The organism is Micromonospora trifolii, assembly GCF_050516465.1.
GTDB lineage: Bacteria > Actinomycetota > Actinomycetes > Mycobacteriales > Micromonosporaceae > Micromonospora > Micromonospora trifolii.
Genome location: NZ_CP191526.1, coordinates 5157294 through 5178498, shown reverse-complemented (window position 1 = coordinate 5178498; position 21205 = coordinate 5157294). Strand labels below are relative to the sequence as shown.

Below are 21205 nucleotides of genomic sequence, written 5' to 3'. Positions count from 1 at the left end.
GCGCCGTCGGGCACGAGCTGCTGAGCGCCAGAGGCGCAGTGTCCGGCCCGCGGCATAGACTTGTCGGGCGATGCATCCTCTCTTCGACATCCCCGCGTCCCCGCCTGCGCCGGAGTCCGCGCCGGCCCGCCCGCACCGACCCGGGGCGGCCGCCGCGCGCCTCGATCCGCAGCAGCTGCTCGCCGGGCTGAACGGGCCGCAGCGCGACGCCGTCAGTCATGCCGGCTCGCCGCTGCTGATCGTGGCCGGCGCCGGGTCCGGCAAGACCCGGGTGCTCGCGCACCGGATCGCCTACCTGCTCGCCGCTCGGGACGTGCACCCCGGCGAGATCATCGCGATCACCTTCACCAACAAGGCCGCCGGCGAGATGAAGGAGCGCGTCGCCGCGCTGGTGGGCCCCCGAGCCCGCCTGATGTGGGTGTCGACGTTCCACTCGGCCTGCGTGCGGATCCTGCGTGCCGAGCACGAGCACGCCGGGCTCAAGTCGACGTTCTCGATCTACGACGCGGACGACTCCCGCCGGCTGATGCAGTTGGTGACCCGCGAGCTGGATCTCGACCCGAAGCGCTACCCGGCGCGTGGGCTGGCGGCCCAGGTCTCCAACCTCAAGAACGAGCTGGTCGACCCGGAACAGTTCGCGGCGCGGGCCACCGGGCCCAACGAGCGGGCGCTGGCCGAGGCGTACACGCTCTACCAGCGCCGGCTGCGTGAGGCTCACGCCCTGGACTTCGACGACCTGATCATGACCACGGTGCACCTGCTCCAGTCCCACCCGCATGTCGCGGAGAGCTACCGTCGGCGGTTCCGGCACGTGCTGGTGGACGAGTACCAGGACACCAACCACGCCCAGTACGTCCTGATCAAGGAGCTGGTCTCCGGCACCGACGGGCTGGAGCCCGCCGAGCTGTGCGTGGTCGGCGACGCCGACCAGTCGATCTACGCGTTCCGGGGTGCGACGATCCGCAACATCCTGGAGTTCGAGCGGGACTTCACCGACGCCCGGACGATCCTGCTGGAGCAGAACTACCGCTCCACCCAGACCATCCTCAACGCGGCCAACGCGGTGATCGACCGCAACACCTCCCGCAAACCCAAGCGGCTGTGGAGCGAAGCCGGCGCCGGTGAGCAGATCGTCGGCTACGTGGCCGACACCGAGCACGCCGAGGCCGACTGGGTGGCCCGGGAGATCGATCGGCTGGTCGACGCCGACGAGACCCGCCCCGGCGACGTCGCCGTCTTCTACCGCACCAACGCCCAGTCCCGCGTCTTCGAGGAGGTGTTCATCCGGGTCGGCCTGCCCTACAAGGTGGTCGGCGGGGTGCGCTTCTACGAGCGCAAGGAGGTCCGCGACGCCCTCGCGTACCTGCGTTCGGTGGTCAACGACGACGACACGGTGAGCCTGCGGCGGGTGCTCAACACCCCGCGCCGAGGCATCGGCGACCGCGCCGAGGCGTGTGTCGAGGCGCTCTCCAGCCGCGACCGGATCTCCTTCGGCGCGGCGCTACGCCGGGCCCGGGAGGCGCCGGGCATCTCCAGCCGGGCGGCCAACGGCATCGCCGACTTCGTGGCGCTGCTCGACGGCGCCCGCGAGCTGGCCGAGACCGGCACCCCGGAGGAGGTCCTGGAGGCGCTGCTGACCCGCTCGGGCTACCTCACCGAGCTGGAGGAGAGCCTGGACCCGCAGGACGCCGGCCGGGTGGACAACCTCCAGGAGTTGGTCAGTGTCGCCCGCGAGTACACCGAGCGGATCGAGGCGCTGGGCGAGGAGGGCGAGCGGGCCACCCTGGCCGGCTTCCTGGAGCAGGTGGCGCTGGTCGCCGACGCCGACCAGATCCCCTCCGACGACCCCGACCACCAGGGCGTGGTCACCCTGATGACGCTGCACACCGCCAAGGGGCTGGAGTTCCCGGTGGTCTTCCTGTCCGGGCTGGAGGACGGCGTCTTCCCGCACCTGCGCTCGCTGGGCGACACCCGCGAGTTGGAGGAGGAGCGCCGACTGGCGTACGTCGGCATCACCCGTGCCCGACAGAGGCTCTACATGTCCCGGGCGGTCACCCGCTCGGCCTGGGGGCAGCCGTCCTACAACCCGCCGTCGCGCTTCCTGGAGGAGCTGCCGACCGAGTTGGTGCACTGGGAGCGCACCGAGGGGTCGTACACCTCGTGGGCTGGCGGGGGCGGCGGCGTCGGTGGCCGCGCGGACCGCGCACCCGGCGTGCGTGGCAACTTCACCGGAGGTACGCCGAAGGCGGCCCAGTTGGCCCAGCGGCTCGGCGTGGACGCCAGCCGGCTGACCACCGCCAGCGAGCTGCCGCAGGGGCCGAAGGTGTCCGCGGGCGACCGGGTCAACCATCAGCGGTACGGGTTGGGGCGGGTGCTCGCCGTCGAGGGGCACGGCCCGGGTGCCCGCGCGCAGATCGACTTCGGCGACCAGACCATGTGGCTGGTGCTCCGGCACGCCCCGGTCGACAAGCTCTGACCCCGTCGCGCGCCAAGATCGCACTCAATCACGGAGAGAGTGGCCTCGGACACCGCTGAGGCCACTCTTTCCGTGATGGTGCCCGCGGACCGCGCGGGGGTCGTGAATCAGCAGCCCAGGTCGACGCCGTGGGCCCGCATGAACGGGGCCGGGTCGATCTGGTTCCACATGCCCTGGTGCACCTCGAAGTGCAGGTGCGGGCCGGTGGCATCTCCGGTGGCGCCCTCGTAGCCGATGACCTGGCCGGCCTTGACCTTCTGGCCGACCGTGACCGCGATCCGGCTCTGGTGGGCGTAGTGGGTCAGGTAGCCGTTGCCGTGGTCGATGAAGACCGAGTTGCCGTACCCGTCGGAGGCGTCGCCGGCCTGGGTCACGGTGCCGGCGGCTGCGGCGTGGATCGGCGTGCCGGAGGGCAGCGCCAGGTCGATACCGGCGTGCAGGGTGCCCCAGCGCTGCCCGTAGCAGGACGTGACGGCCGCGCCCGGCATCGGGTCGACCCAGGCGGGCGTGGGCTTTGTGGTCTTCTTCGGCTTCGGCTTGGCCTTCGCGGCGGCCGTCCTGGTGGGGGTCGGGCTGGCGCTGACCGCCGACGGGCTGGGTGTCGGGCTCAGCGAGGGGGCGACCGGGGTGCTCGACTCACGGACCGAGCGGTCGGCCCGGCTCGCGGCCTCGGCCCGGGCCTGGGCGTCGAGGGAGACGGCGGCGGGCGCCGGGCGGTCGGTGCCGCTGGTGGCGACGGCGACACCACCGAGGCCGAGGGCTACCAGGGCGGCGGCCCCGAGCACGATGAGGCGGTTCCGCCGGCCGGTGCGCTGTGGCGGCGCGGTCTGGCTGGTGTCGGGGGTGTTCTCGTTCTGGACGGGGCTGTCTTCCTGCACGGCGGACCTTCACAGTCGAGGGGCACTTGACCTCGAAATACTGGTGTCGGGCCGAGGCGGCGCAGACGCGGGGACCGAACCCTCGAACGGAGAGCGGACGGTCGACTGCCCGGATATGACCCGCTGTGCGGCGCTACATCCGGAAAAGTGATCATGTTGGCGGGTGCCGTCGGTCACACTCGTCGCTGTGACCCGGGATACATCCGCCAGGACCGCGTAACGCAAAACCGCCCGGATCGACAGATCCGGGCGGTCAACGGTCGTTACGCACCGTCAGGAGGCGGCTACCTCGCTGTAGATTGCCTCGACTTGCAGCTTGATGTCCACTCCGCGCTCCTGGAGGAACGGCACCGGGTCGATCGGCTGCCCCTTGACATGGATCTCCAGGTGCAGGTGGGTGCCGTACGCGTGGCCGGTCTGACCCACGAGGCCGAGCTGGTCGCCCGCCTTGATCTGCTGGCCTTCCTTGACGCTAACCGCGGAGGAGTGGCCGTAGATGGCCTCGCTGCCGTCGGCGTGCTGGACGATCACCGCGTTGCCGTACCCGCCGAACCAGCCGGCCTTGGTGACCAGCCCGTCGTGGATCGCCACGTAGGGCGTGCCCTCGCCGGCGACCAGGTCCACGCCGGTGTGCAGCTTGCCCCAGCGCATCCCGTACGGGGAGTTGAAGTCGTAACCCTGCAGCGGCAGCAGCCAGACCTCGGGCTCGGCGCTGTCCTTGCTGCGGCTGTCCCGGGAGGCGCGGTCGGCGTTCTCCGAACGGGCCGCGGCGTCCTGGCTGGTGACCGACGCCTGCTTGAGCTCGTCGAGGACCGTCGGGCTGACGTCCTTGGCGTCCGGTAGGGCGCTCGCGCCGAGGGCCACGATGCCGGCACCGACGAACGCGGTGGTGACGACAGCGGCGTAACGGCTGCGGGGTGGGGTGGGTACGCGGCGGCGACCGCGATATCGATCGGGCTCAGACGACAGGCGCTGGCGCACGCACACCCTCCGTTGTCGGGGTTCCGAAGCGGCCGGTGGGCGTCCCCTGAAGCTCCAGTGAACGTCCGCTGACCGCGTCGTCACCCGTCCATGGACCTGATGACAACCGTGGACACGTTAGCCAACCGCCAGGCGAGTCACAAGCTAGACGGAAAAATTGGCGTGTCGATCTGTCCGTTTGCGTCCATGATTGTCATGCATCGCGACGCCGAACGGTGCCCCCGTCGCTGCCCGTTCGTCGCCGAGCGTGACCGTTCCGGCGGAGTCGTCCGGCTTGACTCCGGACGGCACCGGGATGGTGCCCCCGGCCCTGCCGGCGGCGCGGCGGCGACGGAGCCGGGATGGGGACGGGCCGGAGCCCTCCGGGTTGCCAGGCGGGCACGCCGGGTAACGGCCGGTGACAGAGCCCGGATTTCCCGGGCCGGGCCCGCCGGGTTACCGTTCGTTAAGGTGAAGGCGGTCAAGCCGGTGAAAGGTGTGCGCTGATGAGCTCTCGGATTCGGGTCGTCGTCGCCAAGCCCGGCCTGGACGGCCACGACCGGGGCGCGAAGGTCGTCGCGCGCGCCCTGCGGGATGCCGGGATGGAGGTCGTCTACACCGGCCTGCACCAGACCCCCGAGCAGATCGTGGAGACCGCGATCCAGGAGGACGCCGACGCGGTCGGCCTGTCAGTGCTCTCCGGCGCGCACATGACGCTCTTCCGGCGGGTGCTGGAACTGCTCGGTGAGCGGGACGCCCGCGACATCGTCGTGTTCGGTGGCGGCATCATTCCGAACGGCGACATTCCCGAGTTGGAGAAGCTGGGCGTCGCGAAGATCTTCACGCCGGGCGCCACCACCCAGGCGATTGTCGAGTGGGTCCGACAGAACGTGGCCCAGCCGGTTTCCTGAGGCACGCCGATCTGCTGCGTCACCGAATTTTGGGCACGGGGGAGGGGCCGGACGCACCCCTCACACGTCCGGCCCCTCTATGCACGATGCCCCGCCGCCACCCCTCGACCGACAGGGCATCGGCCGTATCCCGTCTTTGCGCTGTTCAGCGCTCCGACATCTGACTCAACGACGCCCCCACGGCAGGGTTACGCAAGCCGGACAACATCGCCCGGACGGTGGATGCCACCCGAGTCATGGCCGGAAACCGGCCACGACCGATGTCCGGTTGTGCATTACCGCACACCGTGCACCCGCTCGGTTGCCGGTGGTGCCGACCTCGCTAGGCTGCGGCCAATGGCCTGTTTCAACTGATGACAGGCGTCAAACTGTTTTCTGAACGCTGGTGGCGGCGCGACGGCGCGCCGCGGAGACGGGACGGGACGCGCAATCGTGGACCTGTACGAGTACCAGGGGCGGGACCTGTTCGAGCGGCACGGCTTGCCCGTGCTGGCCGGCGGCGTCGCCACTACCCCGGAAGAGGCCCGCGCGATCGCCGAACGCCTTGGCGGCCGTGTGGTCGTCAAAGCGCAGGTAAAGGTCGGCGGCCGAGGTAAGGCCGGCGGCGTCAAGCTGGCCGAGGGCCCGGATGAGGCGGTGGCCCGGGCCACCGACATCCTCGGCATGGACATCAAGGGTCACACCGTCCACAAGGTCATGATCACGGTGACCGCGGACGTGGCCGAGGAGTACTACTTCTCGTACCTGCTCGACCGGGCGAACCGCACCTTCCTCTGCATCGCCAGCGTCGCCGGCGGCATGGACATCGAACAGGTCGCCGCCGAGACCCCCGACAAGGTCGTGAAGGCCCCGATCGACGCCGTGAAGGGCGTGGACGAGGCCAAGGCCCGCGAGATCGTGACCGCTGCCGGCTTCCCGGCCGAGGTCGCCGACCAGGTGGTCGAGATCGCCGTCGGCCTGTGGCAGGCGTTCGTCGCCGAGGACGCCACCCTGGTCGAGGTCAACCCGCTCGCCAAGAACGGCGACGGCCGGATGCTGCTGCTCGATGCCAAGATCAGCCTGGACGAGAACGCGGCGTTCCGGCACCCGGACCACGAGGCGCTGGTCGACCAGGCCGCTGTGGACCCGCTGGAGCAGGCCGCCAAGGCCAAGGACCTCAACTACGTCAAGCTCGACGGCGAGGTCGGGATCATCGGCAACGGCGCGGGTCTGGTCATGTCGACCCTCGACGTGGTCGCGTACGCCGGTGAGCGGCACGGCAACGTCAAGCCGGCCAACTTCCTCGACATCGGCGGCGGCGCGAGCGCCGCGGTGATGGCGAACGGGCTGGAGATCGTGCTCTCCGACCCGGCCGTGAAGAGCGTCTTCGTCAACGTCTTCGGCGGCATCACCGCCTGCGACGAGGTCGCCAACGGCATCATCCAGGCGCTGGCCCTGCTGGAGCAGCGCGGCGAGCAGGTCACCAAGCCGCTCGTCGTCCGCCTCGACGGCAACAACGCCGAAGCTGGCCGGGCGATCCTGGACAGCGCGAACAACCCGCTCGTGCAGCGGGTGGACACCATGGACGGTGCGGCCGAGCGGGCCGCCGAGCTGGCAGCTGCGGGGGTCTGATCATGGCTATCTGGCTGACCAAGGACTCGAAGGTCATCGTCCAGGGGATGACCGGTTCCGAGGGTTCCAAGCACACCCGGCGGATGCTGGCCGCCGGCACCAACGTGGTCGGTGGCGTCAACCCGCGCAAGGCGGGCCAGAAGGTCGACTTCGACGGCACCGAGCTGCCGGTCTTCGCGTCCGTCGCGGACGCGATGGCCGAGACCGGGGCCGACGTCACAGTCATCTTCGTGCCGCCGCAGTTCACCAAGGCCGCCGTGGTCGAGGCGATCGACGCCGCGATCCCGCTGGCCGTGGTGATCACCGAGGGCGTCCCGGTGCACGACACCGCGTCGTTCTGGGCGTACAACGTGGCGCAGGGCGAGCGGACCCGGATCATCGGGCCGAACTGCCCCGGCATCGCCTCGCCGGGCGCGTCCAACGCCGGCATCATCCCGGCCGACATCACCGGCTCCGGCCGGATCGGCCTGGTCAGCAAGAGCGGCACGCTGACCTACCAGATGATGTACGAGCTGCGCGACATCGGTTTCTCCACCTGCGTCGGCATCGGCGGTGACCCGATCATCGGGACCACCCACATCGACGCCCTCGCGGCGTTCGAGGCCGACCCGGAGACGGACGCCATCGTCATGATCGGTGAGATCGGTGGCGACGCCGAGGAGCGGGCCGCCGAGTTCATCAAGGCCAACGTCACCAAGCCGGTGGTCGGCTACATCGCCGGCTTCACCGCTCCGCCCGGCAAGACCATGGGTCACGCCGGGGCGATCATCTCCGGTTCGGCCGGCACCGCCGAGGCGAAGCAGGCGGCGCTCGAGGCCGTCGGCGTCAAGGTCGGCAAGACGCCGACCGAGACCGCGAAGCTGATGCGGGAGATCATGTCCGGCAACTGAGCCGGTCAGGCAATACGAAGGGGGTCGACCGATTACGGTCGACCCCCTTCGGCGTACGCGCGCTCCGCGCTGGTCAGTCGTTGTTCCAGAACGGGTAGTTGCCGGTCGAGCGCAGGATCGCCCCGCCGATGATGTTGATCACGCCGAACGCGATGGCGAGGTAACCGAGCAGCGGCGACTGCCCGTACCGCCGGGCGTCGCGGATGGACAGGTAACCGAAGACGATGCCGAAGATGCCGCAGCAGATCAGCCCCAGCACGATGCCCAGCACGCCCCAGAGGGTGGTTCGGTCGCGTCCCTGGGCCGGTGGTGGTGGGGGAGGCGGGTATGGCGTCGTCACAGCTTCCTCCGAGCGGTCATGGGCGACGTGCCGGCCCGGACCGCGACCGGCGGGCCCGTCCCGGGTGGCGGCGACTCGCGCCCCCTCACGGCCGAGGCTAGACCGGCCCGGGTGGGCAGGACGTCGGTTCGGTGAACTCGCCGACCTTAGGAGGGGTTAACGGACTGCCACCGCCCGCGCGACGTGCCAGAGTAGAGCGGATGTCCCCCGTCACCCCTGACCGTCCCAGCCGTCCCGGCGGTGTGCGCGCCGACGACCGGCCGGTCGACCGTGCCGCACCGGCCCGGCGGGTGCCCGCGCCCCGCGCGGGCGGGTCGCCGCGCGGGCGGGCGCCGTTGCCCGTCGCCGCCGGGGTGGCCGCCTGCTGGGCCGCCCTCACCTCGTACCTGCCGGTCGCCATCGTGCTCGGCCTGGTACAGCTCGGCGCGGACTCCACCACCCTCACCGGCACCCTGCGCACCGCGCTGGCCGGCTGGTTGCTCGGGCACGGCGTGCCGCTGCACACCGAGTCCGGGCCGCTCGGGCTCGCCCCGCTGGCGCTGACCGTGCTCGCGCTCTGGCGGCTGACCCGCGCCGGCGTGCACGTCAGCCGCGCGATCGGTGCTCGCGACACCCGCTCACCACGCCGGGCACTGCTCGCCGCGGTCGCTGTCGGCATCGCGTACGCGATGCTCGGCGCGCTCGCGGCGGTGCTGGTCGGCACGGGTGGGCCGAATGTGTCGCTGATCCGGGCGGGCGCCACGTTCGCGGTGGTCGGCGCACTCGCCGCGCTGGTCGGCGCGGTCCGGATCACCGCCGTGACCCGGCTGCTCGTCACCCGACTGCCGGGCCCGGTGCGCGACGGCGTTCGCACCGGTCTGGTGGCCGGGCTGCTGCTGCTCGGCGCGGGAGCGGGCGCGGCCGGCCTGGCGGTGGCCACCGGCGGCGGCGACGCGGCCGACATGATCGGGGCGTACCGGACCGGGGTCGCCGGGCAGGCCGGCATCACCCTGGTCAGCGTCGCGTACGCGCCCAACGCGGCGGTCTGGTCGACCAGTTACCTGCTCGGGCCGGGCTTCTCGGTCGGGACCGACACCGCGGTCCGCACCAGCGAAGTTTCGGTCGGCGCGCTGCCGGCCGTGCCGCTGCTCGCTGGCCTGCCGCGCGGCCCGGTGGACGGCCTCGGCGCCCTGCTGCTCGCGGTGCCGGTGCTGGCCGGGATGGTCGCCGGTTGGCTGCTCGCTCGGCGGGTGGCTCGACTCGCCGGGCCGGAGCGGGCTGCGCAGCGCTGGGCCGAGTTGCTGGCGCCGGCGGTGCTGGCCGGGCCGGTGGCCGGGGTGGTGCTGGGTGCGGCCGCGGCGGTCTCCGGCGGGCCGCTCGGCGCCGGTCGGCTGGCCCAGGTCGGGCCGGTGGGTTGGCAGGTCGGGGCGGTGGCGGCCGGTGTCATCGCGGTCGGCGCGCTGCTCGGCGCCGCCGCCACCCGGGCGCTGACCCGCGGTCCCGCGCAGTAGACGAGCGCGGGGCGCCCCGGGGAAACCCGGAGCGCCCCGTCGAATCCGAGCCGTCAGGGCTGGGTGGGCAGGTTGACCTGCGCCACGACGCTCAGGATGAGCAGCAGGATGCCCAGCCCGACGCCGACCGCGCCGCAGATCAGACCGGCCTTGGCCTGGCCGGCGTTGTTGGCCTGGCCCTGGGCCACCTTCTGCTTGGCGAGGTAGCCGGTCACGATGCCAGCGATGCCGACCGGGATGCCCAGGTACAGGCAGCAGATCAGCGGGATCGACGCGATACCGAGGATCATCGACACCAGGCCGAGGGTGTTGTTCTGCCCCTGCGCCTGCGGGTACCCGGCGTTCGGGTACGTCGGGCCGGCGCCGTACGGCGGCTGCTGCTGCGCGTACGGGTCCTGGTACGGCGGCTGCTGACCGTACGGCTGTCCCGAGGTGGGCTGCTGGCCGTACGGGGCCTGCGGCGCGGCGTACGGGTCCTGCGGCTGCTGGCCGTACGGCTGGCCGGAGGTGGGCTGCTGGCCGTACGGGGCGGCCGGCGGCTGGGGAGCGGTCGGGTCCTGGTTGGGCTGCTGGCCGTACGGGTCCTGACCGGGGTTACCGGGCTGCATTCGAGAAGCTCCTTGGACTGGTTCCGTCAGTTGGTGCTCTTTGTTTCCATCCATGATCGCGGTCAGTCCTCCCAAAGCCCAGTACAGCAGCAGGACGACATGTCTCTCAAAGCAGGCAAACAGGCCCTTGTCGACCGCTTCGTGTGCCGGATCAGGGGCGGTGTGTGGGCCGCTGCGGCGTTCGGCCCGAGCGAGCGGCAGCGTACCGGGTCGACGCACGTCGGAACCGTCGAAGATCGGCGCACCGCCCGGTCGAAGGGCGTCTCTGACCTGCCCGATAGGGTGGCCCGGTGACCGAGCCCGCGCCTGTCGCCCGCATCGTCGTCCTCATCTCCGGCTCCGGGAGCAACCTTCAGTCGCTGCTGGATGCCGCCGCCGACCCCGCGTACGGCGCGCAGGTCGTCGCGGTCGGCGCGGACCGTGACGGCATCGCGGGTCTGGACCGGGCCGACGCGGCGGGGGTGCCGACCTTCGTCGAGCGGGTCCGCGACCATGACACCCGGGAGGACTGGGACCGCGCGCTCACCGCGCACGTCGCGAAGCACCAACCCGATCTGGTCATCTCCGCCGGTTTCCTCAAGCTGGTCGGCCCGCACTTCCTCGCCGCCTTCGGCGACCGCTACCTGAACACCCACAACACGCTGCTGCCGGCGTTTCCCGGCATCCACGGCCCGCGTGACGCCCTCGCCTACGGCGTGAAGCTCACCGGAGCCACCCTCTTCTTCGTCGACGCCGGCATGGACACCGGGCCGATCGTCGCGCAGGTCGCGGTGCCGGTGCTGGACGACGACGACGTCGACACGCTCACCGAGCGCATCAAGGAAGCCGAGCGGCGCCAGCTCGTCGAGCAGGTCGGTCGGCTGGTCCGCGAAGGCTGGACCATCACCGGAAGGAAGGTCACGGTTCCGTGAGTCCCACTCAGGACGGGCGCCGCCCGATCAGGCGGGCGCTGGTCAGCGTCTACGACAAGACCGGGCTGGTCGAGCTGGCTCAGGCCCTGCACGCGGCCGGTGTGGAGATCGTGTCCACCGGCAGCACGGCGGGCACCATCGCCGCCGCCGGGGTGCCGGTGACGCCGGTGGAGACGGTGACCGGTTTCCCCGAGGTGCTCGACGGCCGGGTGAAGACCCTGCACCCGAAGGTGCACGCGGGTCTCCTCGCGGACCTGCGCAAGGACACGCACGTGGCACAGCTCGACGAGCTGGGCGTCGCGGCGTTCGACCTGCTGGTCTCCAACCTCTACCCGTTCCAGGCCACCGTCGCCTCCGGCGCCGGCGTCGAGGAGTGCGTGGAGCAGATCGACATCGGTGGCCCGGCCATGGTGCGGGCCGCCGCCAAGAACCACGCCTCGGTCGCCGTGCTCACCGACCCGGCCGGTTACCCGGCCCTGCTCGGCGCGCTCAGCGAGGGTGGCTTCACCCTGGCGCAGCGTCGCGCACTGGCCGCCCGGGCGTTCGCCGACATCGCCGAGTACGACGTCGCGGTGGCCCAGTGGTGCGCCCAGGAGCTGGCGCCCGCCGACGACTGGTGGCCGCAGTTCGCGGGGCTGGCGCTGCGCAAGTCGACAGCGCTGCGCTACGGCGAGAACCCGCACCAGCCCGCCGCGCTCTACACCGACCCGGACGCCCCGGCCGGGCTGGCCCAGGCCGAGCAGCTGCACGGCAAGGAGATGTCGTACAACAACTACGTCGACGGTGACGCCGCCTGGCGGGCCGCGAACGACTTCGCCGACCAGCCGGCGGTGGCGATCATCAAGCACGCCAACCCGTGCGGCATTGCGGTCGGCGCGGACGTCGCCGAGGCGCACCGCAGGGCGCACGCCTGCGACCCGGTGTCGGCGTACGGCGGCGTCATCGCGGTCAACCGGTCGGTCTCGGTCGAGCTGGCCCGGCAGGTAGCCGAAATCTTCACCGAGGTGGTGGTCGCCCCCGGCTTCGACGAGGGCGCCGTCGAGGTGTTGCAGGGCAAGAAGAACATCCGGCTGCTGCGGGCACCGGCCTGGAAGCCGGCGCTGGTGGAGTTGCGGCCAGTGACCGGTGGCGTGCTGGCCCAGGTCGCCGACCGGGTGAACGCCCCCGGCGACGACCCGGCCAACTGGCAGTTGGCGACCGGCGAGGCCGCCGACGAGGAACTGCTGCGGGACCTCGCGTTCGCCTGGCGGGCGGTCCGCGCGGTGAAGAGCAACGCGATCCTGCTCGCCAAGGACGGCGCCACCGTCGGCGTGGGCATGGGTCAGGTCAACCGGGTCGACTCGGCGCAGCTCGCGGTCAGCCGCGCCGGCGCCGACCGGGCCCGCGGCTCGGTCGCCGCCTCGGACGCGTTCTTCCCGTTCGCCGACGGCCCGCAGATCCTCATCGACGCCGGGGTCCGCGCCATCGTGCAGCCCGGCGGCTCCATCCGCGACGAGGAAGTCATCGAAGCGGCCAAAAAGGCCAACGTAACGATGTACCTAACCAACACCCGCCACTTCTTCCACTAGCCCCCCGGTGCTACCCACCACAGGGTGGGTTGATCATGGGGTTGACGGGCGACAAGCCGGACGAAGCGGCCCGTCAACCCCATGATCAACGTGGTTGGGGGGTCAGGCCGGGGTTACGGGGCGGAGTTCGGCAAAGTGGCAGGCCGAGGGGTGGGGGTCCGCTGCTCTCGGGACTGTTTGGGGGTCCTCGGTGGCGCAGATGTCCTGGGCCTTCCAGCAGCGGGTCCGGAAGTGGCACCCGCTCGGCGGGTCGGCCGGGCTGGGCACGTCGCCGACCAGCCGGATCATGTTGCGCTGGTCGCGGGCCTCCGGGTCCGGCACCGGCACGGCAGAGAGCAGAGCCTGGGTGTACGGGTGGGTGGCCCGCTCGTAGATCTCGTCCTCGGTGCCGATCTCGACGATCCGACCGAGGTACATCACCGCGACGCGGTCGGCGATGTGTCGCACCACGGACAGGTCGTGGGCGATGAAGATGTACGAGAGCCCCAGCTCGCCCTGTAGCTGCTTGAGCAGGTTGATCACCTGGGCCTGGATGGAGACGTCGAGCGCCGACACCGGCTCGTCGCAGACGATCACCTCGGGCTTCAGCGCGAGGGCGCGGGCGATGCCGATGCGCTGACGCTGACCGCCGGAGAACTGGTGCGGGTACCGGTTGATGTGCTCCGGGTTGAGCCCGACCAGGTCCAACAGCTCCTGGACCCGCTTGGCCTTGCTGCCCTTCGGCGCGGCATCCGGGTGGATCTCGAACGGCTCGCCGATGATGTCGCCGACGGTCATCCGCGGGTTCAGCGAGGTGTACGGGTCCTGCATCACCATCTGCATGTTGCGACGCAGCCGGCGCAGCTCGCCCCCGGAAGCCTTGAACAGGTCCTTGCCCTCCAGGGTGGCGCGTCCGGAGGTGGGCGTCTCCAACCGCATCAGCAGCCGGGCGAGGGTGGACTTGCCGCAGCCGGACTCGCCGACCACGCCGAGCGTCTCGCCCCGGCGCAGCTCGAAGCTCACCCCGTCGACGGCCTTGACCGCTCCGATCTGCCGCTGGAACAGCACGCCCTGAGTGATCGGGAAGTGCTTCACCAGGTTGTCGACGGAGAGGATGGTCTCGCCGCGGACCTTGGTGGGGTTAGCGGGCGACGCTGTCATCACGGACCTCCTGCGCGAAGTGGCAAGCGCTGGTCCGGCCGTCGCCGAGGACCAGGTCGTGCGGCACCTCGTCCACGCAGACCTGCTGGACGTACGGGCACCGGGGGTGGAACGGGCAGCCGGACGGGATGCGCATCAGGTTCGGCGGCAACCCCTTGATCGTCGACAGCTCCTGGCCGCGGACGTCCAGGCGCGGGATCGACTCCAACAAACCCTTTGTGTACGGGTGGGCGGGCGCCTTGTAGAGCGAGCGGACGTCGGCGTGCTCAACGATCCGGCCGGCATACATGACGGCGATCCGGTCCGCGACGCCGGCGACCACACCCAGGTCGTGGGTGATCAGGATCATCGCCATGTTGAGTTCCCGGCGCAGGTCGGCCAGCAGGTCCATGATCTGGGCCTGCACGGTCACGTCGAGGGCCGTGGTGGGCTCGTCGGCGATCAGCACCTTCGGGTCCAGCGCCAACGCCATGGCGATCATGACGCGCTGCCGCATGCCGCCGGAGAACTGGTGCGGGTAGTCACCGATCCGCTTGGCGGCACCCGGGATCTTGACCAGATCCATCAGCTCGACGGCACGACGCCGAGCGTCGGCTCGGGACATGCCGGCGCGCTGGCGCAGCGTCTCACCGATCTGCCAGCCGACCGGGAAGACCGGGTTGAGGGCGGAGAGCGCGTCCTGGAAGATCATCGCGATCTCCTTGCCGCGTACCTGCCGGCGCTGCTCCTCGGAGCGGGTGAGCAGGTCCTCACCCTGGTAGAGGATCTGGCCGGAGCGGACGAACGCGGGCGGGGTGTCCAGGATGCCCATGATCGCCTGGGCGGTGACCGACTTACCCGAGCCGGATTCGCCGAGCACGGCAAGGGTCTCGCCGGCGTCCAGGTGGTACGACACTCCGTTGATCACCCGGGCGACGCCCTCGTTGGTGCGGAACTCGACGTGCAGGTCCCGCAACTCCAGCAGGTGACCGCCCTCGGGTGTGGCGGAGGCGGGAGTGGGATTGATGGTCAAGACTGTGCCTGCCTTTCGCTCGCGACTGCGGGGCTCGCTTCGCTCACTCCTCGCGCTCGCATGTGAGGGATCACCGCAGCTTCGGGTCGAAGGCGTCACGGATCGCGTCGCCGAGCATGATGAACGCCAGCACGGTCAGCGCCAGGAAGGCCGACGGGACGATCAACGGGGTGGCCGCCTCCCGCATGTGGATCCGGCCGGTGTCGATGTCCTGGCCCCACGAGATGGTGGGCGCCTTCAGGCCGATGCCGAGGAAGGAGAGCGTCGCCTCGGCCGCGATGAACGAGCCGAGCGCGATGGTCAGCACGACGATCGCCGGGGCCAGCGAGTTCGGCAGGATGTGCCGCCACATGATCCGGCTGTTGCCGGCGCCGAGCATCCGGGCCGCCGCGACGTAGTCCTGCTCCTTCGCGGTGATCACCGAGGACCGGACCACGCGGGCGGCGGTGGTCCAGCCAAGGAGAGCCAACACGAAGACGACAGCGCCGATCCGAGCCCACTGGCTGTCACTGGACACTCGCTTGAGCAGCACGATCGCGGCCAGCAGCAGCGGAATGCCGAGCACCACGTCGATCACCCGGGAGAGCACCGCGTCGACCCAGCTGCCGAAGTAACCGGCCAACATGCCGATCACCAGCGCGATGATTCCGGTGCCGAGCGCGGCGAGCGCGCCGACCAACAGCGACGCCCGGGTGCCGTAGACCGCCCGGGAGTACGTGTCGCAGCCCTGGAAGTCGTACCCGAAGATGGCCCCGCCGGACGGCCCGGCGTGCTGCCGGGAAAGCAGGCAGTCGTTCGGGTTGTTGGCCGTGAAGACCCCGGGGAGCAGCGCCATCAGGGTGAAGATGACGACCAGCGCCAGCGAGATCCAGAAGATCGGGTTGCGGCGCAGGTCGCGCCAGGCGTCCCCGGCCAGGCTGCGGGGCTTGTTCGCGGCGCCGATCTGGTTGGGCGTGCCCGGCTCTCCCGAGGGGCCACGTCGCGCGGCCTGGTTCTCGGTGGCCGCCACAGTCTCAAAGTCACTCATGCCGCCACCTCGCTGCGCTCGGCGCCGGCATGAGAGCCCAGGCACGCTGCGCTGATGATTCGTTCGCTGCGCTCACTCATGCCGCCACCTCGCTGCGCTCGGCGCCGGCATGAGAGCCCAGGCACGCTGCGCTGATGATTCGTTCGCTGCGCTCACTCATAGCGGATCCTCGGGTCGAGTACGGCGTAGAGGACGTCCACCACCAGGTTCGAGACCAGGTAGACCACGACGAGCACGCTGACGATGCCCACCACCAGGGGGCCGTCCTCGGTGCGGATGCCGCGGAAGAGGTTGAAGCCCACGCCGGGGATGTTGAAGACGCCCTCGGTGATGATCGCGCCGCTCATCAGGTTGCCCAGTTCCACACCGAGGAAGGTGACCACCGGGATCAGCGAGTTGCGCAGCACGTGGACGACGACGATGCGCCGCTTGACCAGGCCCTTGGACCGGGCGGTCCGCACGTAGTCGGCGCGCAGGTTCTCCGCCACCGAGGCCCGGGTGAGTCGTAGGGCGGTGGCCAGCGACAGCGAGCCGAGCACGATGCCCGGCAGCAGGAGCGCGTAGAACGTCGGGTCGGAGCCGGCGGTGGGTGGGAAGAGCTGCCACTTGACGCCCAGGAAGTACTGCGCCAGCGGCGCCAGCACGATGGTCGGGATGCCCAGCACCAGCAGGGTCAGCACCAGCGTCGAGTTGTCGAAGATGCTGGCCCGGCGGATGCCGGCGAGCACCCCGGCGGTGACGCCGAAGATGATCGCCACAGCGAGCGCGATGAGCGCGAGCCGCACGGTGACCGGCCAGGCCTGCTGAAGGATGTCGCCGATGTTCCGACCGGTGAGTGACTCGCCCAGGTTGCCCTGGAGCAGGTTCTTCACGTAGTCGAAGTAGCGGTAGAAGAAGCCGCCGACGCCCGTGGCGTCCAGGTGGTACTTCTCGGTCAGGTAGGCCCGCTGCGCTGGCGTCACCGGCCGTTCGCCGGCGAGCGCCTGGATCGGGTCGCCCTGCCCGGCGAATGTCAGCGCGTAGACGATCAGGGTGGTCCCGAAGAACGCCAGGACCATCTGCAGTAGGCGCCGCAGGATGTAGCGGAACATGCTTAGCAGTCTCTCCGGAAATGTGCGAAAGGGTCGCAGGACGGCATCTCTGGTCGTACCCGAAATATCCGAGACGTGCCGTCCGGCCCGGGGGAGCCGGCACCACCGACGCCGGGTCCGCTGCTGCGGCCCGGCCTCGGTGGTGCGGTCCGGGCCACCCGGGCTTCGTCGCCCGGGTGGCCCGCACCATGGTCAGCTCAGCTGGCTGCTTCGATCTTGACGAGGTTGACCCGCTGGAACAGGTCCATCTCCACGTTCTTGACCTTGGACGAGTGGCCGAACACGTTCTCGCCGAAGCGGAGCGGGATCACCGGCATCTCCTTGGCCAGGATGTCCTCCGCCTGCTGGTACTTGGCGATCGCCTCGTCCTGCGTCTTGGCGGCGGAACCCTCCTTGACCAGCTTGTCGAACTGCGGGTTGCTGTAGCCGTAGTAGTTCGACGAGCCGTTCGTGCTGTACAGCGGGCCGAGGTAGTCCTCCATGGTCGGGTAGTCCATGACCCAACCCATCCGGAACGCACCCACCGGCGTCTTCTTCTCGACCTTGGTCAGCAGGTCGGCGAACTTCGGCTCGGCCGAGCCGACCGCGTCGACGCCCAGGTTGGCCTTGAGCTGGTTGACAGTGGCGTCGACCCAGTCCTTGTGCCCGCCATCGCCGTTGTACGAGATGACGATCTTCGACGGACCACCGGCGGCCTGGTAGAGCTTCTTGGCCTCGGTTGGGTTGAACTCGCCGGCCTTGCCCGCGGTGTTCTCCCGGTAGCCCGGCAGGACCGGCGAGACGAAGGAACGCGCCGACTGCTGCGAACCCTTGAAGACCGACTTGGTGATCTCGTCACGGTCGATCGCCATCGAGATGGCCTTGCGCACGTCCGGGCTGCTGTAGTCCTTGTCGAACGTCGGGAACGCGAGGAACTGGAACGACGACATCGGGCTGGTCTTGTACCGGTCGCCCAGGTCGCTCGGCGCGGTGCTCAGGCTCTCGGTCGGGATCGTGGGCAGCACGTCCAGGTTGTCCGCCAGGACGTCCGCGTAGGCCGCGGTGAGCTGCTGGTAGATCCGGAACTCGACGTTCTTGACCTTGGGCTTCTCGCCCGGGTACGCGTCGTAGCGCTCGACATCGATCTTGCTGTCGTGCTGCCAGGCGCCCTTCATCTTGAAGGGACCCTGCCCGATCGGCGCCTGCTCGTAGGAGTCCTTGATCACGCCCGGAGCCGAGAACGCGGCGTCCGGCAGCGGGAAGAACGCGTTGTAGCCCAGCGTCGTCTTGAAGTCGATGTACGGCTCGGAGAGCGTCGCGGTGAAGGTGAGGTCGTCGACCTTCTTCAGGCCGGACATCTCCTTGGCCTTCGGCGCCTTGCCCTGGAGGTCGGCGTAGCCAGCGATCTTCTCGAAGAAGTAGTTGCTGTCCTGGCCGTTCGGGGCGTACGCGCCGTAGTTCCACGCGTTGATGTAGTCCTCGGACGTGACCTTCTCACCGTTGTGGAAGGTGAAGCCGTCCTTGAGCTTGATCGTCCAGACCTTGTTGTCGGACGAGGTGATCGACTGCGCGGCGACCTCGTACGGCTTGTTCTGGGCGTCGTAGTCGACGAGCGGGCTGAACAGGCCGGCGAGCACCTGCGACCCGGACGTCTCGGTGGTGTTGGTGGGAACCAGGTGCTTCGGCTCGGCGATCTGAATGCTGACCACCGAACTGTCGCTGCCACCGGATCCACCGTCTCCGCCGCTGCCGCAGGCCGCGAGGCCCAGCGTCACCGCGAGCGGGAGGGCGGTCCAGGCGGCGAGTCTACGAACTCGCATTGAGCCTCCTCATCTCCTCACGCTGCGCAGTCAGGCCCGACGCTGGGTTACGCTGCGCAACAAGCGGTAACGGTAGGTCGGCGACGGGCCTTCGACAACGACGCGGTTGCGGGTGGGTAACGGTCCGGGGTTGCCTACCTTGTTGGGGGCGAGCAGATCTGCTAGGCAAAACCGGGTTCATCGACGGTGGCCTGCGGAAATCGCGATGGTTCACGAGGTGGTTGGGCCCGCCTGACCGCCTCGAAGCCCTCTGGGGTGAGCGTCCCGTCTCTGTAGCGGCGGGCCGGTCTGTCTGGTTCGATCGTGATCGAATCCACAAGTTGTGACCGAGAGTGACGAGCGACACCTCACGCACTGTCACTCCAGCGGCGGTCGCCCCAACGTGGCCCGGCCCGTCCGGTGGCCGCCCCACCGCAGCGGCGGCGGACGGCCCGAGCGAGGTCGTCTGATCCGCGGGTGGTGGCCGTGAGACGATCTGGTCGTGACGGCGACGCTTCTGGACGGCAAGGCAACCGCAGCGGAGATCAAGGACGAGCTGCGCATCCGGGTGAAGGCACTCGCGGAACGCGGCATCATCCCCGGGCTCGGCACGGTCCTGGTCGGGGCGGACCCGGGCAGCCAGGCGTACGTCAACGGCAAGCACCGCGACTGCGCCGAGGTGGGCATCGCCTCGATCCGCCGCGAACTGCCGGCCGACGCCACCCAACAGCAGGTCGACGACGTGCTGGCCGAGCTGAACGCCGACCCGGCGTGCCACGGCTACATCGTTCAACTGCCGCTGCCGGCCCACCTCGACACCCAGCGGGTGCTGGAGTTGATCGACCCGGACAAGGACGCCGACGGCCTGCACCCGGTCAACCTGGGTCGCCTCGTGCTCGGCTACGACGGTCCGCTGCCGTGCACCCCGCGCGGCATCGTCGAGTTGCTCCGCCGGCACGACGTGGCGCTGCGCGGGGCCACCGTCGCGGTGGTCGGTCGCGGCAACACTGTTGGCCGACCGCTCGGCCTGCTGCTCACCCGGCGCAGCGAGAACGCCACTGTCACCCTCTGCCACACCGGCACCCTCGACCTCGCCTCGCACACCCGGGCCGCCGACATCGTCATCGTCGCGGCCGGCGTACCGGGTCTGCTCACCGCCGACATGATCAACCCTGGCGCGGTGGTGGTGGATGTCGGCATCACCCGCGTGATCGGCGCGGACGGCAAGGGCCGCTACACCGGCGACGTGGCCCCGGAGGTGGCCGAGACGGCCGGCGCGCTGGTCCCCATGCCCGGCGGCGTGGGCCCGATGACCCGGGCCATGCTGCTCACCAATGTCGTCGAGCGCGCCGAGCGCGGCTGACCCCCCCGTCGGCAGCGCTGAACCAGGACTGCGGTGACGTTCGCCCCATCCCGGCGATGGCCGCCGCCCCTGGCCTGATCGGTGCCAGGATGACTGATACGGTCCGGAAAACCGACTGGTATCAGGGAGTGGGACGACCATGGGTAAGAAGGTCACTGTCGTCGGGGCTGGCTTCTACGGCTCCACCACCGCACAGCGCCTGGCCGAGTACGACGTCTTCGACACCGTAGTGATCACCGACATCGTGGAGGGCAAGCCCGCGGGCCTCGCGCTCGACCTCAACCAGTCCCGGGCCATCGAGGGCTTCGAGACCAAGGTGGTCGGCGTGACCACCGGCCCCAATGGTGAGGGCTACGAGAGCATCGAGGGCTCCGACGTCGTCGTGATCACCGCTGGTCTGCCGCGCAAGCCCGGCATGAGCCGGATGGACCTGCTGGAAACCAACGCCAAGATCGTCCGCCAGGTCGCCGAGAACGTCGCCAAGTACGCCCCGAACGCCGTCGTCATCGTGGTCTCCAACCCGCTGGACGAGATGACCGCGCTGGCCCAGCTCGCCACCCAGTTCCCGAAGAACCGGGTGCTCGGCCAGGCTGGCATGCTCGACACCGCCCGGTTCAGCAACTTCGTCGCCGAGGCGCTGAAGGTGCCGGTGGCCTCGGTACGCACGCTGACCCTGGGCTCGCACGGCGACACCATGGTCCCGGTGCCGTCGAAGAGCACCGTCAACGGCAAGCCGCTGCGCGACGCCATGCCGGCCGAGCAGATCGAGGAGCTGGTCGTCAAGACCCGCAACGGTGGCGCCGAGGTGGTCGCGCTGCTCAAGACCGGTTCGGCCTACTACGCCCCGTCCGCCGCCGCGGCCCGGATGGCAAAGGCCGTCGCGGAGGACTCCGGCGAGGTCATGCCGGTCTGCGCCTGGGTCGACGGCGAGTACGGCATCTCCGGTGTCTACCTGGGTGTCGAGGCCGAGATCGGCGCTGAGGGCGTCAAGCGGGTCGTCGAGACCGACCTGGACGCCGACGAGCGCGCCAGCCTCCTGGAGGCTGCCGAAGCCGTCCGCGCCAAGCAGGGCGACATCTCCAGCATGTAGTCCCCCCGAACCACCGCACCACCGAAGGGCGCGCCGGCAACCCCGGCGCGCCCTTCCCCGT

Annotated in this window: 19 protein-coding genes; 10 read left to right on the top strand and 9 right to left on the bottom strand. The window is 70.2% G+C overall.

Features of this window, described 5'->3' with window-relative positions; translation table 11 throughout:
- Nucleotides 1–70: 70 nt before the first annotated feature.
- Entirely contained in the window at nt 71–2476 is a 2406-nt protein-coding gene (gene pcrA, locus ACQRWP_RS24070; RefSeq protein ID WP_430497942.1) for a DNA helicase PcrA, read from the top strand.
- A gap of 107 nt (nt 2477–2583) precedes the next feature.
- Here the strand turns inward: pcrA and ACQRWP_RS24065 are convergent, their stop codons facing one another.
- Both ACQRWP_RS24065 and ACQRWP_RS24060 read right to left on the bottom strand, forming a co-directional pair.
- Nucleotides 2584–3354, bottom strand: a complete 771-nt coding sequence (locus tag ACQRWP_RS24065) for a M23 family metallopeptidase (protein ID WP_430497940.1) — start codon at nt 3352–3354, stop codon at nt 2584–2586.
- Nucleotides 3355–3627: 273 nt separating this feature from the next.
- On the bottom strand, nt 3628–4335 hold the full coding sequence (locus tag ACQRWP_RS24060; RefSeq protein WP_354947888.1) for a M23 family metallopeptidase: 708 nt from the start codon (nt 4333–4335) through the stop codon (nt 3628–3630).
- Nucleotides 4336–4820: 485 nt separating this feature from the next.
- Between ACQRWP_RS24060 and ACQRWP_RS24055 the strand changes: the two genes are divergently transcribed.
- The 3 genes from ACQRWP_RS24055 (at nt 4821) to sucD (ending at nt 7726) form a co-directional block, all read left to right on the top strand.
- Nucleotides 4821–5225 (top strand): cobalamin B12-binding domain-containing protein, encoded by a 405-nt coding sequence (locus tag ACQRWP_RS24055; protein ID WP_030491849.1) that lies wholly within the window; start codon nt 4821–4823, stop codon nt 5223–5225.
- A 432-nt stretch (nt 5226–5657) separates the two neighbouring features.
- The gene (sucC, locus tag ACQRWP_RS24050) at nt 5658–6836 is read left to right on the top strand and encodes an ADP-forming succinate--CoA ligase subunit beta (protein ID WP_091406357.1); all 1179 of its coding nucleotides are present in this window, start codon (nt 5658–5660) and stop codon (nt 6834–6836) included.
- Nucleotides 6837–6838: 2 nt separating this feature from the next.
- Entirely contained in the window at nt 6839–7726 is an 888-nt protein-coding gene (sucD, locus tag ACQRWP_RS24045; RefSeq protein WP_430497937.1) for a succinate--CoA ligase subunit alpha, read from the top strand.
- 73 nt (nt 7727–7799) lie between these two features.
- Here the strand turns inward: sucD and ACQRWP_RS24040 are convergent, their stop codons facing one another.
- The gene (locus ACQRWP_RS24040) at nt 7800–8066 is read right to left on the bottom strand and encodes a hypothetical protein (protein ID WP_091406354.1); all 267 of its coding nucleotides are present in this window, start codon (nt 8064–8066) and stop codon (nt 7800–7802) included.
- 200 nt (nt 8067–8266) lie between these two features.
- Here ACQRWP_RS24040 and ACQRWP_RS24035 point away from each other — a divergent pair, with 200 nt between their 5' ends.
- Nucleotides 8267–9556: a cell division protein PerM gene (locus ACQRWP_RS24035; protein ID WP_430497934.1), complete on the top strand. Its 1290-nt coding sequence runs from the start codon at nt 8267–8269 to the stop codon at nt 9554–9556.
- Nucleotides 9557–9609: 53 nt separating this feature from the next.
- Here the strand turns inward: ACQRWP_RS24035 and ACQRWP_RS24030 are convergent, their stop codons facing one another.
- Nucleotides 9610–10164: a DUF4190 domain-containing protein gene (locus tag ACQRWP_RS24030; protein WP_210783383.1), complete on the bottom strand. Its 555-nt coding sequence runs from the start codon at nt 10162–10164 to the stop codon at nt 9610–9612.
- A gap of 12 nt (nt 10165–10176) precedes the next feature.
- On the opposite strand from ACQRWP_RS24030, the gene ACQRWP_RS24025 reads away from it, so the two are divergent.
- Genes ACQRWP_RS24025 through purH form a run of 3 tightly spaced genes read left to right on the top strand, consistent with a single transcriptional unit; the run spans nt 10177 to nt 12643 of the window.
- Complete coding sequence (locus ACQRWP_RS24025; RefSeq protein WP_430497932.1) at nt 10177–10458, top strand: hypothetical protein; 282 nt, start codon at nt 10177–10179, stop codon at nt 10456–10458.
- On the top strand, nt 10455–11075 hold the full coding sequence (gene purN, locus ACQRWP_RS24020) for a phosphoribosylglycinamide formyltransferase (protein ID WP_091406347.1): 621 nt from the start codon (nt 10455–10457) through the stop codon (nt 11073–11075). Before ACQRWP_RS24025 ends, purN begins: the two co-directional genes overlap by 4 nt.
- Nucleotides 11072–12643, top strand: coding sequence for a bifunctional phosphoribosylaminoimidazolecarboxamide formyltransferase/IMP cyclohydrolase (gene purH, locus ACQRWP_RS24015; RefSeq protein WP_430497929.1), 1572 nt, complete (start codon nt 11072–11074; stop codon nt 12641–12643). The genes purN and purH overlap by 4 nt, the downstream gene beginning before the upstream one ends.
- 102 nt (nt 12644–12745) lie before the next feature.
- Here the strand turns inward: purH and ACQRWP_RS24010 are convergent, their stop codons facing one another.
- From ACQRWP_RS24010 to ACQRWP_RS23990, 5 genes are all read right to left on the bottom strand, one after another.
- The gene (locus tag ACQRWP_RS24010; protein WP_430497927.1) at nt 12746–13783 is read right to left on the bottom strand and encodes an ABC transporter ATP-binding protein; all 1038 of its coding nucleotides are present in this window, start codon (nt 13781–13783) and stop codon (nt 12746–12748) included.
- Nucleotides 13764–14795, bottom strand: a complete 1032-nt coding sequence (locus ACQRWP_RS24005; protein ID WP_430497925.1) for an ABC transporter ATP-binding protein — start codon at nt 14793–14795, stop codon at nt 13764–13766. The genes ACQRWP_RS24010 and ACQRWP_RS24005 overlap by 20 nt, the downstream gene beginning before the upstream one ends.
- A 70-nt stretch (nt 14796–14865) precedes the next feature.
- Entirely contained in the window at nt 14866–15822 is a 957-nt protein-coding gene (locus ACQRWP_RS24000) for an ABC transporter permease (protein WP_430497923.1), read from the bottom strand.
- A 152-nt stretch (nt 15823–15974) separates the two neighbouring features.
- Complete coding sequence (locus tag ACQRWP_RS23995) at nt 15975–16913, bottom strand: ABC transporter permease (RefSeq protein WP_238658631.1); 939 nt, start codon at nt 16911–16913, stop codon at nt 15975–15977.
- A 197-nt stretch (nt 16914–17110) separates the two neighbouring features.
- Nucleotides 17111–18712 (bottom strand): peptide ABC transporter substrate-binding protein, encoded by a 1602-nt coding sequence (locus tag ACQRWP_RS23990; protein ID WP_430497921.1) that lies wholly within the window; start codon nt 18710–18712, stop codon nt 17111–17113.
- A gap of 481 nt (nt 18713–19193) precedes the next feature.
- Here ACQRWP_RS23990 and ACQRWP_RS23985 point away from each other — a divergent pair, with 481 nt between their 5' ends.
- Both ACQRWP_RS23985 and ACQRWP_RS23980 read left to right on the top strand, forming a co-directional pair.
- The gene (locus ACQRWP_RS23985) at nt 19194–20054 is read left to right on the top strand and encodes a bifunctional methylenetetrahydrofolate dehydrogenase/methenyltetrahydrofolate cyclohydrolase (protein WP_238681668.1); all 861 of its coding nucleotides are present in this window, start codon (nt 19194–19196) and stop codon (nt 20052–20054) included.
- Nucleotides 20055–20193: 139 nt separating this feature from the next.
- Nucleotides 20194–21144 carry a malate dehydrogenase gene (locus ACQRWP_RS23980; protein ID WP_357207426.1) on the top strand — a complete coding sequence of 317 codons (951 nt, stop codon included), beginning with the start codon at nt 20194–20196 and terminating at the stop codon, nt 21142–21144.
- Nucleotides 21145–21205: the final 61 nt, after the last annotated feature.

Coding starts and splice junctions, on each gene's coding strand:
- ACQRWP_RS23980 (WP_357207426.1), top strand. CDS start 20,194: ATGGGTAAGAAGGTCACTGTCGTCGGGGCTGGCTTCTACGGCTCCACC.
- pcrA (WP_430497942.1), top strand. CDS start 71: ATGCATCCTCTCTTCGACATCCCCGCGTCCCCGCCTGCGCCGGAGTCC.
- ACQRWP_RS23995 (WP_238658631.1), bottom strand. CDS start 16,913: ATGTTCCGCTACATCCTGCGGCGCCTACTGCAGATGGTCCTGGCGTTC.
- ACQRWP_RS24010 (WP_430497927.1), bottom strand. CDS start 13,783: ATGACAGCGTCGCCCGCTAACCCCACCAAGGTCCGCGGCGAGACCATC.
- ACQRWP_RS23990 (WP_430497921.1), bottom strand. CDS start 18,712: ATGCGAGTTCGTAGACTCGCCGCCTGGACCGCCCTCCCGCTCGCGGTG.
- ACQRWP_RS24030 (WP_210783383.1), bottom strand. CDS start 10,164: ATGCAGCCCGGTAACCCCGGTCAGGACCCGTACGGCCAGCAGCCCAAC.
- ACQRWP_RS24035 (WP_430497934.1), top strand. CDS start 8,267: ATGTCCCCCGTCACCCCTGACCGTCCCAGCCGTCCCGGCGGTGTGCGC.
- sucD (WP_430497937.1), top strand. CDS start 6,839: ATGGCTATCTGGCTGACCAAGGACTCGAAGGTCATCGTCCAGGGGATG.
- ACQRWP_RS24000 (WP_430497923.1), bottom strand. CDS start 15,822: ATGAGTGACTTTGAGACTGTGGCGGCCACCGAGAACCAGGCCGCGCGA.
- ACQRWP_RS24055 (WP_030491849.1), top strand. CDS start 4,821: ATGAGCTCTCGGATTCGGGTCGTCGTCGCCAAGCCCGGCCTGGACGGC.